Below are 15,699 nucleotides of genomic sequence, written 5' to 3'. Positions count from 1 at the left end.
GAACTAAGTCAACAAAGCTTGTCTTATTATCTTATATAATTAAATTTCATTTTTTCTGGTTATATTATTTTTTTGAATGTGCCTAAAATAGCTTTCCTATTAAAAATAGAGATATATTTGTTTTAAATGCAAATTATTAATCTAATATTTACACTTAAAATAAACATATCTCCATATTAATAAATATCTTTTTAAAATAGTTTTATTCATTTAAATCTACATAAGTTCCTTTTTTTGAAAATATAGTCCATTCACATATATTAGTCACATGATCTGCTATTCTCTCTAAATATTTTATTACAAATAAAAGTTGAGTACCCTTATTAATTGAATTTCCATCTTGCTTGATTTCATCTATTAATATGCCAAATAATAATTTATATGATTCATCTATAGCATCATCCATTTTACATACTTCATATGCAAATTCTACATCATCTTTTATATATGCATTTATAGATAAATTTATCATATTTCTAACCTTTTCTTCCATATGCCATAAACTATCTATGTTTTCTTTAAATAAACTATCATTTAATCTCTTAGCTATTTTGCATATATCTACAGCATGATCCGCCATTCTTTCTAAGTCTGTTACAATTTTTGATGCAGTAAAAACTCTTCTTAAATCTATAGCTACAGGTTGTTCCATAGCAATAAATTTAATACATTCTTCTTCTATTATTTTTTGCAATTCATCAACCTTATCATCACCTTTTATAACCTTATCTGCCATTTCTGAATCATGACTTTTTAATGCAATCATGCTTTCATATATTTGTTTTTCTACTAGACTAGTCATTTTTAATAATTGTCTGTTTATTTCTTTTACCCTTATATCTTGAGATACTCTTGTCATAAATTCTCCTCCTTATTAACCAAATCTTCCTGTTATATAATCCTCCGTTCTTTTATCTCTTGGATTATAGAAAATATCTTCTGTTTTTCCATATTCAATTACTTCTCCATTTAAGAAAAATGCAGTTTTATCAGCAATTCTTCCTGCCTGTTGCATATTATGTGTTACTATTATTACCGTATATTGCTTTTTTAATTCATCCATAAGTTCTTCCATTTTACTAGTTGATATAGGGTCTAACGCTGATGTTGGTTCATCCATCAAAATTACTTCTGGTGATACTGCTAAAGTTCTAGCTATACATAACCTCTGTTGTTGCCCACCAGACATTCCAAGTGCACTAGATTTTAATCTATCTTTAGTTTCATCCCAAAGTGCAGCACCTTTTAGACTTTTCTCTACTATTTCATCTAAGACTTTTTTACTTTTTACACCATGTATTCTCGGACCATACGCAATATTATCATATATAGACATTGGAAAAGGATTAGGTCTTTGAAAGACCATTCCAACTCTTTTTCTTAAGTGTATCTCATCATAATCTTTATATATATCTTTATCCTCAAATAGAACTTCACCTGTTATTTTTACAATATCAATTAAATCATTCATTCTATTTAATGTTCTTAAATAGGTTGACTTTCCACATCCTGAAGGTCCAATTAATGCTGTAACTTCATTTTTATTTATAATCATATTTATATTTTTAAGAGCCTGCTTTTCTCCATAATACAGACATAAATTCTTTGTTTCTATAATCCCCATAAATATCCCCTACTTTCCACTATAAGATTTCATTAATTTATTTCCAAGCAATCTTGCAACAATATTAAATAACAAAACTGCAATTATAAGTACAGCTGCTGTTCCATTTGCTATTTGTGCTGCATCAACAACAGTTCCTTCTGAATTTAGTTTCCATATATGAACTGCTAATGTTTCAGCTGGCCTAAAAAGAGAAAATGCCGATTTATTTCCGATTAAACTTATAGTATTAAAATTTAATGTTTTTGAACTTAATCCAGCAGTGTATAAAAATGCAGCTGCTTCTCCAAATATTCTTCCTGCTGATAATATAATACCGGTTAAAATTTCACCCATAGCAGTTGGTACAGTAAGCTTAGCTAATGTTTGCCATTTAGTTGCCCCAAGCCCTAAAGATGCTTCTTTCACTTTTTTACTAGCTGCAATAATTGCATTTTCAGATATTCTAGTCATAGATGGTATGTTTAATATACTTACAGATAAAGCTCCAGCAAGTATTGAATAACCCCATCCAGTCATATTAACAAATACTAATAATCCAAACATTCCTATAACTATAGAAGGTAATGAAGACATTGTTTCAAGTGACATCCTTATAAAATTAAGAAGTGCCCCTTGCTTTGCATATTCAGCCAAATAAATTCCAGCTCCAATCCCAATAGGTACTGTTATTATTAAAGAAATAAATAACATATAAAACGAATTGAATAGCTGTGGACCGATTCCTCCTCCTGCTCCAGTTAATTTAGGCTTACCAAATAAGAATGAAGGTTTTAACATACTTCCACCCTTATATAATATATAAACAATAAAAGCCCCAAGCAATACTACTATAAACATGCTTATTATATAAAATACAACTGTTGCAATTTTATCTGCTTTTTTTGCATTCATTATACTCCACTCCTTTTTTCAATCTTTCTAACTACAACTATAAATCCAAAGGAAATTAAAAGTAATATCAATGCTAAACTCCATAGAGCATCATTCCAATAAGTTCCTGCAACAGTATTTGCCATTTCCATAGTTATAATACTTGTTAATGTAGCCATTGAAGAAAGAATTCCATCTGGTACTTTTATTGTATTTCCAATTACCATTTGAACTGCTAATGCTTCACCAAAAGCTCTTGCTATTCCAAGTACAACCCCCGTAAGTATTCCAGATTTTGCACCTGGAACTATTACCTTTGAAATTGTTTGCCATCTTGTAGCTCCTAATCCATATGATGCTTCAATATGATCTTGTGGTATATTTTTTATAGCATCTATAGATAATGTTGCAATTGTTGGTAATATCATCAGTGACAATACTAAAACTCCAGCTAGTAAAGAAAAACCCATACCACCAAAATAATTTTTTATTAACGGTACTAATACAGAAATACCTACCCAACCATATACAACTGACGGTATTCCAACTAAAATTTCTAATGAAGGTTTAATTATTTTATTTCCAAATCCTTTAGATATAATATTTACAAAAATCGCTAAAGCAACCGCAATCGGTGCACTTAATATTACTGCTCCTAATGATACAAACGTTGAACCTATTATGAATGCTAAAGCCCCAAAGGAAGGCCCTCCGCCTTGATTTGGCTTCCAATTGTTATTAAATAAGAAATCTACAAGACTGTATCCATCTGTTGTAAATAATCTTATTCCTTTTGAAACTATGAATATTATAATTGATATTGTTATTAATATAATTAATATTCCACATAGTCCTGCAAAGCTTTTACCTAAGTATTCATTTTTAAGCCTTTCTTTGAAACTTCTTTTTTTCATAATTTTACTCATCCTTTAATTGATTATTTTACTTTCATTTCACTACCTGATATAAATCCTAAATTATTTATAGATTCAGAATTATCACTACTTCCTACAAACTCTATAAAACTCTTAGATAAACCATCTGCTTCACCTTTAGTATACATATGCCCCCAAGACCAAAATAGATATGAACCATCACTTATGTTATTCTTTTCAGCACTAACTCCATCAATATCAGTTACATTTAAAGTCTTTTTAGCTTCTTCAGTATTCATATATGAAAGTGCTAAATAACTAATTGCTCCATCATTTTGTTTCATTGCTGTTAATACTGCACCATTTGAATCTTGAGTAGCTCCTAATGAATCATTTTCCAAAGTTTTATCTCCATCTAGTATTGTCTTTTCAAAAGTTGCTCTTGTTCCTGAACCTGATGGTCTATGAACTAAAAATATTTCTTTATCTGGGCCCCCAACATCTTTCCAATTCTTAACTTTCCCTGAGAATATATCTTTAATTTGATTTTTTGTTAAAGAGTTAATTCCTAATGATTTATTTACTACTATTCCAAATCCTTGAGCTATTACCTTATGATCAACTAATTTCGTTGCTTTATCTTTTTCTAATTTTTCTTCCGCAAATATATCCGAATTTCCAATATCAACTGTACCATCTAACACTTGAGTCAAACCAGTACCTGAACCACCTGCTTGAGCACTGATTTCAGCATCTGGGTTTTTTTCTGTAAATTTTTCAATTGATTGTTCCATTAATGGTAGTAGTGCAGATGAACCGCTTATTGTTATAGATCCACTTAAGTTTTCTTCTGTGCTATTACCTGCTTTAGGTTCATTTGATGTTTTTGATCCACACCCAACCATAGCTCCACCTATCATTGTTACTACTAATGCACTTATGATAAACTTTAAAGTTCTTTTTTTCATTCAAATACCTCCATTAATATTTCAATTTTTAACTTTCATATTGTTAATTCTATCTTTACTTATGTTATACCATTATAATATACCCAATAAGTTAATCTATTATTAGGAAAACGTTAAGTTATATTACGACTTTGTTAAAACAATTTAACACAAATACTTAAATGAAAAAAATTACAATTAATAAAAAAATAAGTAAAGTTATCTTTTATAACCTTACTTATTTAGTAATTTTTTTATTTTTTAACTTACATAAAATTAATTTGTTAATGAGTATTTTAATTAATTCTTTTAAAATACTCATTAATTAAATATATTTTATTTCTACTATAAATGTAGTTCCTTTACCTAATTCACTTTTAACACTAATATCGCCATTAAATGTTTTTACTATATGTTTTACAATAGCCAGTCCTAATCCTGTTCCCCCTTGTTTTCTAGACTTATCTACTCTATAAAATCTTTCAAATATTCTAGGAAGATCTTCTTCTGGAATCCCTGTACCATTATCACTTACTTCTAAATAATAATATCCACATTTACTGTAGCTTGTTATTTTAACACATGAACCTTTTTCTGAATACTTTATACTGTTTTCTATTAAATTTAAAACTAGCTGAAAAAATCTATCTTTATTTCCAACTATAAGTTCCTGATTATCATCACTATATTTTAAAAGTATTCCTTTATTATTTGCTATTTTTTTTACCATATTTATCACGTCTTCAATTACTACACCTGGTAAAAATTCATCTCTTTGAAATGCAACATTACTTTCAATATTAGATAATACTAATATATCATTAATTAACCTCGATAATCTTTCTGATTCTTTATCAATTATGTCTAAAAACTTTCCTCTTGTTTCTTCATCTTTAACATATCTTAATGTTTCTGCAAATCCCTTTATTGATGTTAGTGGTGTTTTTAATTCATGTGATACATTAGCAACAAATTGTGTACGCATAAGTTCTAATTTTTTTAAATCTGTTATATCCTGTATAGTTATTACTTTACCAATTTTTTCTATACCATTTATTATATTTGCTTTTTTTATTTTTAAATTGCGCTCTGTAGGATAAAGTATTTTTATCTCTTTATCCATTTCTTCTTCTATTAAAAATTTGTTTATATCATAATCAGTTATATAGTCTACCAATGGCTCTCCAACTATATTCTTTTTTATTCCAAACACCTTTTCTGAATAAGGATTTATTGCTATAACAAAATCATTATTATCTACTGCAATAACCCCACTTTCCATACTTCTTAATATAGATTCTATCCTTGTTTGCTTTTCCACTACTTCATTAATTTTTATTTGAAGTTGATCTGCAATATCGTTAAAATTTTTCCCCAAATTCCCTAATTCATCATTGCTACTTACTTTTACTCTTATTCTATGATCCCCATTAACCATTTCACCTGTTATACTTTCTAATTCTTTTACTGGATCAATAATCATCTTTATTAAATTTAATGATATTCCAGTTGAAATAATCATAACTACAATAATTATTGCTAAGTAGTATTTATAGTTTTCTTTTTGAAATACTTGAATCATATTTACCGGAATCGAACTTCTAATTATAATATTATCGTTTAATTTCTTCGCACAATATATTAAGTCTGTATTTGAAGTTTCACTATATCTTATAGCAGACCCTTCCCCATTTTTTAACGCATCCTTAATTTCTTTTCTATCACTATGATTATCTAGATTATTTCCTTGTGTATCATATAGTACATCTCCATTTTCATCTACAAATGTAAATCTGACAAAAATTCCTTTTACTTTTATATCCTTTAATTTTTCTTTATTAATATTATCAAACTTAGAAATAAGTAAATTAATATTTATAAGCTCCTCTTTTGTTTCCCTAATACTTTGAAAATTATTTAATAATATAAACGATGAAGTAATAATTATAAGTGCAAATAAAACTGTCACAATTACAGATATCAATATCTTTTTTCTCATTATTTTTCTTCTTGGTTAAACCTATAACCAACCCCTCTTATTGTTTCAATAAATTTAGGATTCTTATCATCTTCCTCTATTTTTTTTCTTAAATATCTAATATGAACATCTACAGTTCTTGTTTCACCAATGTATTCATATCCCCAAATTTTATCTAATAGAGTTTCTCTTTGAAGAATTTTTCCATTATTCTTTATAAGTATTTGTAAAAGTTCAAACTCTTTTAATGTTAATTCAACTTTATTATTATTTACAAATACTTCATGACGCTCAAAATCCACTTTTAAACTCTGTGATTGATAAATATTTTCATCGGAATCTATATTTGAATAAGTCCTCCTAAGAACTGCCTTTACTCTTGCAAGTAATTCTCTTACTGAAAAAGGTTTTGTTATATAATCATCTGCACCTAATTCTAGACCTAATATCTTGTCAATTTCCTCTCCTTTAGCTGTCAACATTATTATAGAAGTATTTTGAGTATTTTTATGTCTTTTTATTTCTTTACATACATCAAATCCATCTATACCTGGAAGCATTAAATCTAATAAAACTAAATCTGGATTTTCTTCTTTAGCTATCTTAAGTGCATCTATACCATTAGATGCTTCAAATACTTTATAACCTGCATTAAGTAAATTAAACTTTAATAATTCAATTATATGTTCTTCATCATCAACTATTAATACCTTTTCTTCTGCCATTTTTTATTCTCCTTATTCTAAAATTCCAAAAGCAAACATTCTTCCATAGTCTCCATTTGATTTTCTATATGAATATAGTTTTATATCATTATTACAATACGTACATAATCCTAAAGTATTTATGTTATTTTCTAGTATTCCTCCACTCCTTAAATCATTAGCTATACATACTTCTAAATTAAGATTTCTTCCATTAAATAAATCTTTTTCACTTATATCTATTTTCTTTTCAATAAATTTTTTCTTAAGTTCTTCAGAAACTTCATAACAACATGATCTAATATGAGGACCAATATATGCTTTAATATTTCTTGGTTCACAATTATAATCTTTTTTCATTTTTTCAATAGTCTTTAATGTTATTGAGTCAAAGGTTCCTCGCCAACCACTATGAACTGTAGCTAATACTTTATTAACTTCATCAATTAATATAACTGGAACACAATCTGCTGTAAAAACACCAATAATAACATTTTTTTTATTTGTTATTATTGCATCTCCCTCTTCATTGTTAATTTCTGTATTTTTATCATCATAATAAAATACGTTATCACTATGTATTTGTTTAAGATATACTACATCTTTTACACCAAATTCATCTTTTAATGAAACTAATTCATTAATTCCTTCTTTTGTATTTCTATTAAAACTTCTTTCACTTTCAGCAGTTGAAAATATAATTTTAGCAATATTATTTATTTTAATTATAATAAAACCATCTTTTTTATCCAACTCTTTATAATCTATATTATTCAGAATTATTCCTCCTTAAAATCTCTATAATTATTTTAACATTTTATTTATAATATAAGAAATTTATTAACTGATTTTTAACATTAAAATAACATACAGTATAATTTATTCAAAATCAAAATTGCTGTAAATATGCCAAAAAGGACTTGAAAATTATTTTCAATATCCTTTATATATAATACTAAGAACATTAAATATTACAGTAATACTATTTAACACTCTTAAACTATAAGATTTTTAATTTCTTCTAAAAAAGTATTTATATCCTTAAACTGCCTATAAACAGATGCAAATCTAACATATGATATTTCGTCTACTTGTTTAAGTTTATCCATAACCATTTCACCTATATCTTTTGATGCAATTTCATTAACCATACTATTAGAAATTGATTTTTCTACTTCATAAGCTATATCTTCTATTTGTTTTCTTGATACAGGTCTTTTTTGACATGCAACAATTAAACCATTTATTATTTTCTCTTTATTAAAATTTTCCCTAGTTAAATCCTTTTTAATAACTGAAATCGGGAAATCTTCCACTTTTTCATAAGTCGTATATCTTTTATTGCACTTAAGGCATTCTCTTCTTCTTCTTATAGTAGTATTATCATCTGTTGCTCTTGAATCAATAACCTTACTTTCTTCAAAGTTACAAAATGGACATCTCATCCTTAATCACCTCTTTACTTTAGTACACAGAGTCCTTTAAGTATAGGTTTATTATACATAGTTTTTTTTAATCTGACTAGATATTATTTAAATTCTGATTTATTCTTTCTCCTGTATCTACAAGGATAACATCCACTCCTATTCTAACAATATCATTCCACATAATTTCTCTTTCATCTTCTTTTCCAAACCAAGACTTTGTTGATCCTGGTAAAATTAGTGATATAATTTTATTTTCCTCACAATCAACTTTAAAATCTTTGACAAAACCTAGTTTTCCACCTGTTGATATATCTATTACTTCCATATTTCTCATTGCATTAAGAGAATGCATTTCAAGTTCCATACTTTCTCCTCCTTAAAAATAAACCTTTAATTGTATTCTTTATAATATATGTATACTTATTTTACTTAATTACTATATATAAAAAATCAAAAACTCATTATAATACTATCAATTTTTATTTAAAAAATCTTATAAACTCTAATTTATATTCTCTTTATAATTCCTCTTATCTATCATTGATAATAATAACTATATAAACAAAATTTATACTAAAAAAACTGATATTAATTAATATCAGTTTTTTTATAACAATTTAAATATGTTTTCTCATATGTTTTAAAGCTGTTTTTTCTAACCTTGAAACCTGTGCCTGAGATATTCCAATCTCATCTGCTACTTCCATCTGCGTTCTTCCTCTAAAAAATCTTAAATTAAGTATTAACTTTTCTCTATCAGTAAGTTTTTTCATTGCTTCTTTTATAGATATGTTTTCTAACCAACTTTCATCAGTATTTTTTGAATCACTTATTTGATCCATAACATATATGGCATCTCCGCCATCATGGTAAATAGGTTCGAATAATGATACTGGATCTTGTATTGCATCTAATGCAAATACAACTTCTTCTCTTGGTAACTCAAGCTCCTTTGCTATTTGCGATATAGTAGGCTCTTTATTATTATCTTTTATAAATTTATCTCTTACTATTAATGCTTTATATGCAATATCTCTTAAAGATCTGCTTACTCTAATAGAATTATTATCTCTTAAATACCTTCTAATTTCACCTATTATCATAGGGACTGCATATGTTGAAAATTTAACATTTTGAGATAAATCAAAATTATCTATTGATTTCATTAACCCAATGCATCCAACTTGGAATAAATCATCAACATTTTCTCCTCTGTTATTAAATCTCTGAATAACACTAAGAACTAGCCTTAAATTTCCCTTTATAAAAGTCTCCCTAGCACTTATATCCCCTTCTTTTAAAGCTAAAAGAAGTTTTTTCTTTTCTTTTTCTTTAAGTACAGGAAGCTTAGAGGTATTTACTCCACATATTTCCACTTTATTAATAACCATAAGTACCATCCCTTTCGGAAGTAATAATCTACTGCATTAAAGAGTATCTCCGCTAGATGATACTTTTATACTTAAGACAAGCTAAATCATTTTGCTTATTTCTTTCTTTAATCTTCTAATTATTTTTTTTTCAAGTCTTGAAATATATGATTGAGATATACCAAGCATATCTGCCACCTCTTTTTGAGTCTTTTCTCTAGTTCCATTTAATCCAAATCTTAATCTTACTATTTCTTTTTCTCTATCATTTAAAATCTTAAGAGCCATTAATAATAACTGCTTGTCAACCTCATCTTCAATAAAATTATAAACTTCATCATTTTCAGTTCCTAAAATATCTGATAATAAAAGCTCATTTCCATCCCAATCAATATTCAAAGGTTCATAAAATGAAATCTCTGCTTTTATTTTACTATTTCTTCTTAGATACATTAAAATTTCATTTTCTATACATCTAGATGCATATGTTGCAAGTTTTATTTTTTTTTCAGGATTAAATGTATTTACAGCCTTTATTAAACCAATTGTTCCTACAGATATTAAATCTTCTATATGAACTCCTGTATTTTCAAATTTCCTTGCTATATATACAACTAACCTTAAATTTCTTTCTATCAATACAGTTCTGATACTCTCATCACCATGCATCAAATTATTTACTAAACTCTCTTCTTCGTCTTTTGAAAGTGGTGGTGGAAGAGCATCACTTCCCCCCACATAATATAACTTTTTTCTTAAAAATTTAAATCTTGATATTATGTTATTAAAAATTACACTTAAATTAATCATGTGATACACTCCTTTATACTACTCCTCTTGATAATAATGCGTTAAAATCGTTTTCTTTGCTCAATTTCTGATTGCATGGACATATAATTGCATCTACCTTATTATTAAAATGTGCACCTATTATGTTAATAGATTCAACCTTTATACCTTTTAACTTTCCTTCATATCCAATCGATGCATAGGGAACATAATATGTGTTCTTATTATTAAAATCAATATTACTTATTAACTCTTTTTCTATTAAAATACAAGGTAAATTAGTAACTGGTTCTCTTAACTCATTTCCTGTATCTAAAAAACTTTCTACATCATATGTTTTATCTTCTATAGTAAATTCAATCTTAAATTTATAATTATTTATAAAGACTCTATTTTTAATGTATTCTATTAATCTATTAAAAAACATATATATAATCATAACCGATAATAATAGATATTTTATTGAATAATTTCTTATTTCAAAACTTGAACCTAAAATATATCCATTTTGGTTCATAGAAAACATAAAGCATATTCCACTTAATGTAAATGTTAATAATAAAAATATACTAATAGACTTAAGAGTATTCACTATGTTTGTTTTTCCAAAGCTTATTCTAATCATCATATAAAGTACTAAAAATCTAAAAGGTAATGATGTTAATATATACAATTGAGGAATCACGAGTACAATTGTATATATTGCTCCTATAAATGCAGAACAAACTAATTGAACATCTCTACACTTATATTTTAATACTTTCATTGTTAAACTAATTAAAAATAAGTTTACTATAAAGTTTTCAAAAATCAGAATATCTACATATACTTCCATATTGCAAATCCTCCTATTGAGTTTTATTATAGACTTATCTGATTTAAAAATTTGTCATAATAGCATATAATTTTCTAAGTTTCAGAACATAACTTTTTACATATATTTACAGAATATTTTTTATATCTCCGAAAAACCTTTTACTAAATATAAACACCTGTATAATTCAATGTTTCTTTATAAAAAATTTTTAAACCGTCGATTACTTTTTATTCTTTAGGTTTTATTTCTTAATCTTTAAGCAAAAACATAATCTAAGTTATCCACAAATTTTAAAAAATATAATTTCCTAAAGAATAAAAAAAATGGATGTAGTTATAATCTACATCCATTTTTATATAAAAATATTTGTTTTAATGTTTTTTAGTTCTTCTTAAGAAAACTGGTATATCTAATAAATCATCATCTTCATACTTCTTTGAACTAGTCTCTGGCTTTTCTTCTACTTCAGAAGTAGCCGCAACTTCTGATACATTTGTTTTTTCACTAGCTGTAGTTGGTTGTTGTGTAGCCTTATTTATTACTTCTGAAGGCATTTCATTTTTATCACATTCAAATCCTGTTGCTATAACAGTAATTCTAATTTCTTCTGTAAGAGTTTCATCAATTACTGCTCCTACTATTATATTAGCATCTGGGTCAACAGCTTCACGGACAACATCAGCTGCATCATAAACTTCTAATGCTCCCATATCTACTCCTCCAGTGAAGTTTATTACAACATCAGTAGCACCTTCTATTGATGTTTCTAATAACGGAGAAGATATAGCTTGTTGAACAGCATCTTGAGTTCTATTATCGCCTTTTCCAAATCCTACACCCATATGAGCTAATCCTTTATTAAGCATAACTGCTTTTATATCTGCGAAGTCTGCATTAATTACACCTGTAATTGTAATTAAGTCAGAAATTGCTTGAACACCTTGTCTTAAAACATCATCAGCTAATTTAAATGAATCTAATAATGTAGTTTTCTTGTCAGCCATTCTAAGTAATCTTTCATTTGGAATTATTACTAATGTATCGACTTTTGACTTTAGTGTTTCAATTCCCATTTCAGCATGTCTCATTCTTCTTTTTCCTTCAAATGGGAAAGGTTTTGTAACTACGCCTACTGTTAATATCTCCATAGACTTAGCAACTTCTGCAACAATAGGTGCTGCCCCAGTTCCAGTTCCACCGCCCATTCCTGCAGTTATAAATACCATATTAGCACCTTTTATAGCTGCTGATATTTCTTCTCTACTTTCTTCGGCTGCTTTTTTACCTATTTCTGGATTAGCTCCTGCGCCTAGTCCTTTAGTTAATTTTTCTCCAATTTGAATTTTTTGATTTGCATGTGAAAGCATTAACGCTTGTTTATCTGTATTAATAGCTATAAATTCAACATTTTTCAATCCTTCAACTATCATTCGGTTTACAGCATTACTACCTCCACCTCCACATCCTATTACTTTTATATTGGTTAATTCTTGCATATCCCCATCAAAATCTAACAAAATAACTCCTCCTTTAGAAAATTCCCTCTAAAAAATTTCTAACTTTCTTTAAAACACTTTTAAATTCTTTTTCTTCATTTTTTTCTAGTTTTTCTGCTTCATTTATGTTTTTGTTCATAACAACATCATTAACTTTACTTAAGTCTCTGTTATAGCAAAACTGATTTATTCCATCATATACTTCCTTTAATACAGCTAAAGATGTTATATTCTCTGGATTCTTTATTCCCAAATCATCTTTTGTTATAACGTTAGTTTTTATTTTTAAAATATCGTTAACAAGTTTATTTATATTTTCAAAATAATTTAATCCTGTACCATATAGAATTATACTACAAATTCTATCATAATGACCAGTATTTTTTAACTCTCTGTTAATGTAATTTAAAATTTCTTCAATTCTAGCATTTACAACTTCATAAAATAAAGATTTCGATATTTTTAATGTCCCCACTTCTATTTCGTCAGAAATTGAATTATCTTTATACAAAGTTTTATAATTACTAGAATAAATTGTTTTTATATTATCCGCTTCTGAAAAAGAAAATTCTCCACAAATAGCTAAGTCTTTAGAAATATTATTTCCTCCTAAAGGAATATTACCTATATATTTTGGAATCCCGTTGCTAAATACAGCTATATCAGTAGTACCTGCCCCTATATCTACTAGAACCTTTTCTCCCATAGAATTCTTATCATTTAAAAATATTTCTCTTCCAGATAAAATATTAAGTTTTAAAGAAAATATTTTATAATTTGTCTCTTTGAAAACTTCATAATATTTAGAAACCTCTTCTTTTTTAGCTATTACTAAAGTTAAATTTAAGTCAAGATTATGACCCTTCCAATTTAATATATCTCTATGTAAAACCTTACCATCTAAAATGTAAAAATTAACCATAGAATCTATTACAATTTCATCATTACTAATAGCTATTATCTTTTCACTCTTTTTAAATGCATTCGCTATATCTTCTTTCCTAACAATTCCTTCGGATAAAGAAACTGAAACAGTTGCTTCACTAATTCTAACTTTCCTTGTAGATATTCCTACTGAAACATTTGTTATTTTTTTACCTACTTTGTCTTCCAAATCTTTTAACAAGTTTTTTAAGCTTTCTCTACATTTATCAACGTTTTTAATTAATCCTTTTTCTATCCCTTTAGATTTACAAGATTTAACTCCTAGTATTTCTATTTCTTCTTCATTATTTTTTGCTGCAAGAGAAGCTGACAGCTTCTTACTTCCAAAATCTACGGATGCAATTATTTCTTCTTGCATTATTATTTTTCTTCCCTCCTTGCAGAAAAAGTATAATAAATATATTCAACATAATTATCAAAATTCCTTTTAATAATTTATTAATCCATAAAAAATATTCTTTTTTATAATTTAAAACTTAATAGATTTATATCTTTTTTAATTATTTATACAAATAAAAAAGATATATTTTTTAACTTTACTAAATTCTATTAGATTGCCATTTAAAATACTCTTCTTTAGTTATTATGTTTTCATTAACTAATCTTTTTAAATCCATATCTATAGTTTGCATACCATATTTAAATCCCATCTGAATAAAACTATTTATTTGTTCATAATTACCTTCTCTAATTAAATTTTTTATACTAGTAGTACATGTCATTATTTCTAACGCCGCCGTCCTGCCTTCCCCACTAGCATTAGGTAATAATACTTGTGAAATTACCCCTCTTAATAAGGATGCTAACTGTACCTTAATTTCATTTTGATGTGCATTATCAAATGAATTAATTATTCTATAAATACTATTTGCAGCTCCCATTGTATGAAGTGTTGAAAAAACTAAATGCCCTGTTTGAGCTGCTCTTAAAGCCACTTCAACAGTTTCTGTATCTCTCATTTCTCCAATTAATATAACATCTGGATCTTGTCTTAAAGCTGCTCTTAATCCTAAAGCATAACTTTTAGTATCTTGCCCAACTTCCCTTTGATTTATCATTGATTTATTATTCTTATATATATATTCGATTGGTTCTTCTAATGTAATTATATGTTTTTCTTTTGTATTATTTATTTCATTTATCATTGCAGCTAAAGTTGTACTTTTACCAGACCCAGTTGGCCCTGTTACCAAGACCAAACCATCATTCAATTTAGTAAAGTCTTTTAAAGCTTGTGCTGATGTTATATCACTAATTTTAGGTATTCTTTGTTTGACTACCCTCATGCATATAGAATAATTACCTTTACTCTTAAAAGCATTAACTCTAAAATTTCCTATTCCCTCTAAAGTATATTTAAAATCAACATCACCATTTACTAAAAAATCATTATATCTATCTGGTATTAACTCTTTGATGTATTCATTAATCATTTCATGAGAAATTATATTATTATTAGCATTTTTTAATTTCCCATCAACTCTAATGATTGGAGGTAAATCTGAAGAAATATGAATATCTGATGCATTTTTTATATCTATATTATTTAATAAACTATCTATTTTTAACATAATAACTCTCCTATAAATATTTATTTTTATTAAAAAATCATTATATTATAATTTTATCATATTATGGAAATTTAAAGTGTTAGAAACATGAAAATAAATAATAAATCTATTATTTAAAATAGTCTAGCAAATGAACTTGTTATTTTTTTGATTCTGCCTAAAAAAAATAAGGTGTACTTTTTAGCATACACCTTGTTTTCAAAATATATAAGTTCCACTAAAGTTTGTTGATTAATATAAATATTAGAATATTTATAAATAGTATGATTTACCAACATAGTGA

At 26.7% G+C, this 15,699-nt stretch carries 16 protein-coding genes; all 16 read right to left on the bottom strand.

The annotated features are described in order from the left end of the window. Positions 1-202: 202 nt before the first annotated feature. The 16 genes from phoU to ACYUET_RS11615 all read right to left on the bottom strand — a co-directional run bounded on the left by phoU (position 203) and on the right by ACYUET_RS11615 (position 15,416). Positions 203-859 (bottom strand): phosphate signaling complex protein PhoU, encoded by a 657-nt coding sequence (gene phoU, locus ACYUET_RS11690; protein ID WP_460279809.1) that lies wholly within the window; start codon positions 857-859, stop codon positions 203-205. Between the two features lie 15 nt (positions 860-874). Continuing rightward, positions 875-1,624, bottom strand: coding sequence for a phosphate ABC transporter ATP-binding protein PstB (gene pstB, locus ACYUET_RS11685; protein WP_460279808.1), 750 nt, complete (start codon positions 1,622-1,624; stop codon positions 875-877). 9 nt (positions 1,625-1,633) lie between these two features. Beyond that, complete coding sequence (pstA, locus tag ACYUET_RS11680; RefSeq protein ID WP_460279806.1) at positions 1,634-2,518, bottom strand: phosphate ABC transporter permease PstA; 885 nt, start codon at positions 2,516-2,518, stop codon at positions 1,634-1,636. Next, on the bottom strand, positions 2,518-3,411 hold the full coding sequence (pstC, locus tag ACYUET_RS11675; protein WP_460279805.1) for a phosphate ABC transporter permease subunit PstC: 894 nt from the start codon (positions 3,409-3,411) through the stop codon (positions 2,518-2,520). The genes pstA and pstC overlap by 1 nt, the downstream gene beginning before the upstream one ends. A 23-nt stretch (positions 3,412-3,434) precedes the next feature. Continuing rightward, on the bottom strand, positions 3,435-4,340 hold the full coding sequence (locus tag ACYUET_RS11670) for a phosphate ABC transporter substrate-binding protein (RefSeq protein WP_460279803.1): 906 nt from the start codon (positions 4,338-4,340) through the stop codon (positions 3,435-3,437). A gap of 304 nt (positions 4,341-4,644) precedes the next feature. Further along, the gene (locus ACYUET_RS11665) at positions 4,645-6,318 is read right to left on the bottom strand and encodes a HAMP domain-containing sensor histidine kinase (RefSeq protein ID WP_460279802.1); all 1,674 of its coding nucleotides are present in this window, start codon (positions 6,316-6,318) and stop codon (positions 4,645-4,647) included. Next, the gene (locus tag ACYUET_RS11660) at positions 6,318-7,022 is read right to left on the bottom strand and encodes a response regulator transcription factor (RefSeq protein ID WP_460279800.1); all 705 of its coding nucleotides are present in this window, start codon (positions 7,020-7,022) and stop codon (positions 6,318-6,320) included. The genes ACYUET_RS11665 and ACYUET_RS11660 overlap by 1 nt, the downstream gene beginning before the upstream one ends. Positions 7,023-7,034: 12 nt before the next feature. Next, a complete protein-coding gene (pgeF, locus tag ACYUET_RS11655) occupies positions 7,035-7,778 on the bottom strand; it encodes a peptidoglycan editing factor PgeF (RefSeq protein ID WP_460280054.1) in 744 nt (247 codons plus the stop codon). 218 nt (positions 7,779-7,996) lie between these two features. Beyond that, positions 7,997-8,446 carry a transcriptional regulator NrdR gene (nrdR, locus tag ACYUET_RS11650; RefSeq protein WP_460279799.1) on the bottom strand — a complete coding sequence of 150 codons (450 nt, stop codon included), beginning with the start codon at positions 8,444-8,446 and terminating at the stop codon, positions 7,997-7,999. A gap of 76 nt (positions 8,447-8,522) precedes the next feature. Continuing rightward, complete coding sequence (locus ACYUET_RS11645; protein ID WP_460279797.1) at positions 8,523-8,792, bottom strand: YlmC/YmxH family sporulation protein; 270 nt, start codon at positions 8,790-8,792, stop codon at positions 8,523-8,525. A gap of 253 nt (positions 8,793-9,045) precedes the next feature. After that, the gene (gene sigG / locus ACYUET_RS11640) at positions 9,046-9,819 is read right to left on the bottom strand and encodes an RNA polymerase sporulation sigma factor SigG (RefSeq protein ID WP_460279795.1); all 774 of its coding nucleotides are present in this window, start codon (positions 9,817-9,819) and stop codon (positions 9,046-9,048) included. A gap of 81 nt (positions 9,820-9,900) precedes the next feature. Then, positions 9,901-10,608 (bottom strand): RNA polymerase sporulation sigma factor SigE, encoded by a 708-nt coding sequence (gene sigE / locus ACYUET_RS11635; protein WP_460279793.1) that lies wholly within the window; start codon positions 10,606-10,608, stop codon positions 9,901-9,903. 13 nt (positions 10,609-10,621) lie between these two features. Beyond that, on the bottom strand, positions 10,622-11,422 hold the full coding sequence (locus ACYUET_RS11630; protein ID WP_460279791.1) for a sigma-E processing peptidase SpoIIGA: 801 nt from the start codon (positions 11,420-11,422) through the stop codon (positions 10,622-10,624). 353 nt (positions 11,423-11,775) lie between these two features. Further along, on the bottom strand, positions 11,776-12,921 hold the full coding sequence (ftsZ, locus tag ACYUET_RS11625) for a cell division protein FtsZ (protein WP_460279790.1): 1,146 nt from the start codon (positions 12,919-12,921) through the stop codon (positions 11,776-11,778). Between the two features lie 13 nt (positions 12,922-12,934). After that, a complete protein-coding gene (locus ACYUET_RS11620; RefSeq protein ID WP_460279789.1) occupies positions 12,935-14,203 on the bottom strand; it encodes a cell division FtsA domain-containing protein in 1,269 nt (422 codons plus the stop codon). A gap of 181 nt (positions 14,204-14,384) precedes the next feature. After that, positions 14,385-15,416 (bottom strand): type IV pilus twitching motility protein PilT, encoded by a 1,032-nt coding sequence (locus ACYUET_RS11615; RefSeq protein WP_460279787.1) that lies wholly within the window; start codon positions 15,414-15,416, stop codon positions 14,385-14,387. Positions 15,417-15,699 lie beyond the last annotated feature (283 nt).

It is taken from the genome of Clostridium sp. CTA-5, from assembly GCF_054768135.1.
The sequence above is the reverse complement of the archived record's forward strand: the minus strand, read 5'-3'. Positions and strand labels throughout refer to the sequence as shown.

What these genes read in the sequence shown, in the direction of transcription:
- phoU (WP_460279809.1), bottom strand. Translation starts at nt 859, where the DNA reads ATGACAAGAGTATCTCAAGATATAAGGGTAAAAGAAATAAACAGACAA.
- pstB (WP_460279808.1), bottom strand. Translation starts at nt 1,624, where the DNA reads ATGGGGATTATAGAAACAAAGAATTTATGTCTGTATTATGGAGAAAAG.
- pstA (WP_460279806.1), bottom strand. Translation starts at nt 2,518, where the DNA reads ATGAATGCAAAAAAAGCAGATAAAATTGCAACAGTTGTATTTTATATA.
- pstC (WP_460279805.1), bottom strand. Translation starts at nt 3,411, where the DNA reads ATGAAAAAAAGAAGTTTCAAAGAAAGGCTTAAAAATGAATACTTAGGT.
- ACYUET_RS11670 (WP_460279803.1), bottom strand. Translation starts at nt 4,340, where the DNA reads ATGAAAAAAAGAACTTTAAAGTTTATCATAAGTGCATTAGTAGTAACA.
- ACYUET_RS11665 (WP_460279802.1), bottom strand. Translation starts at nt 6,318, where the DNA reads ATGAGAAAAAAGATATTGATATCTGTAATTGTGACAGTTTTATTTGCA.
- ACYUET_RS11660 (WP_460279800.1), bottom strand. Translation starts at nt 7,022, where the DNA reads ATGGCAGAAGAAAAGGTATTAATAGTTGATGATGAAGAACATATAATT.
- nrdR (WP_460279799.1), bottom strand. Translation starts at nt 8,446, where the DNA reads ATGAGATGTCCATTTTGTAACTTTGAAGAAAGTAAGGTTATTGATTCA.
- ACYUET_RS11645 (WP_460279797.1), bottom strand. Translation starts at nt 8,792, where the DNA reads ATGGAACTTGAAATGCATTCTCTTAATGCAATGAGAAATATGGAAGTA.
- sigG (WP_460279795.1), bottom strand. Translation starts at nt 9,819, where the DNA reads ATGGTTATTAATAAAGTGGAAATATGTGGAGTAAATACCTCTAAGCTT.
- sigE (WP_460279793.1), bottom strand. Translation starts at nt 10,608, where the DNA reads ATGATTAATTTAAGTGTAATTTTTAATAACATAATATCAAGATTTAAA.
- ACYUET_RS11630 (WP_460279791.1), bottom strand. Translation starts at nt 11,422, where the DNA reads ATGGAAGTATATGTAGATATTCTGATTTTTGAAAACTTTATAGTAAAC.
- ACYUET_RS11620 (WP_460279789.1), bottom strand. Translation starts at nt 14,203, where the DNA reads ATGCAAGAAGAAATAATTGCATCCGTAGATTTTGGAAGTAAGAAGCTG.
- ACYUET_RS11615 (WP_460279787.1), bottom strand. Translation starts at nt 15,416, where the DNA reads ATGTTAAAAATAGATAGTTTATTAAATAATATAGATATAAAAAATGCA.